Source organism: Pelagimonas sp. (genome assembly GCF_058892305.1).
Genome location: NZ_JBZXVN010000084.1, coordinates 1 through 789, shown reverse-complemented (window position 1 = coordinate 789; position 789 = coordinate 1). Strand labels below are relative to the sequence as shown.

General features: G+C 56.7%; 1 protein-coding gene. It reads left to right on the top strand.

Annotated elements, in window-relative coordinates; translation table 11 throughout:
* Positions 1-610 (top strand): TIGR02466 family protein (locus tag AC5EFR_RS23300; protein WP_493578078.1); only part of this gene is annotated, 610 nt, incomplete at its 5' end.
* Positions 611-789: the final 179 nt, after the last annotated feature.

Here is a 789-nt window from a genome sequence, read left to right as displayed (position 1 = left end):
ATCGCTTTTCGCCACCCGCCTGTATCGCGCCCGACTGTCCGAATTCGGAGAGGCGATTGATCCCGATGAGTTGGAAAATTCCTGTTATTCCATCGCCAATGACGATGAAGCCGGGCAGGAATGGTGTGAGAAAGAGGGCTATCCGGGCTACACGTCTTATGCGTCGCTGACCGACCTGCCGTGGCGCTTCCCGATCTTTGGCGATCTGGTCAAAGTGTTGGACGAACACGTCGCGGCCTTTGTCGAGGAACTGGATTTTGATCTTGGCGACAAGAGCGTGGTTCTTGAGGATATTTGGATCAACATCCTGCCCCCCGGCGGCACCCATTCCAACCACATCCACCCGCATTCGGTGATTTCCGGAACCACCTATGTTGAGATGCCCGAAGGGGCGAGTGCGCTCAAGCTTGAAGACCCGCGTTTGCCGATGATGATGGCTGCGCCACCGCGCAAAAAATCAGCGCGTGAGGACCTGAAAACGTTTGTCTATCAGGCCCCCAAGGTCGGAGACGTGTTGCTCTGGGAAAGCTGGCTGCGCCATGAGGTGCCATTGAATATGTCCGAAGAAGACAATCGGATCAGCGTGAGTTTTAACTACAAGTGGGAATGAGCTAGCGCCCAACCGGTCGAGGCGGCCCGCCAGCCGCGCGGCCTAAAGGTTAGGGCCGACCCTCTTCGGTATACCTAGTTCAAAACACCGCAATCAGGCCGCTGGCACAAGAACCGGAGGCTGGTTCTCACCCACAAAGGTGATGTCATCAAATGTTAGGCCCGTTGCCCCGGTCGGGA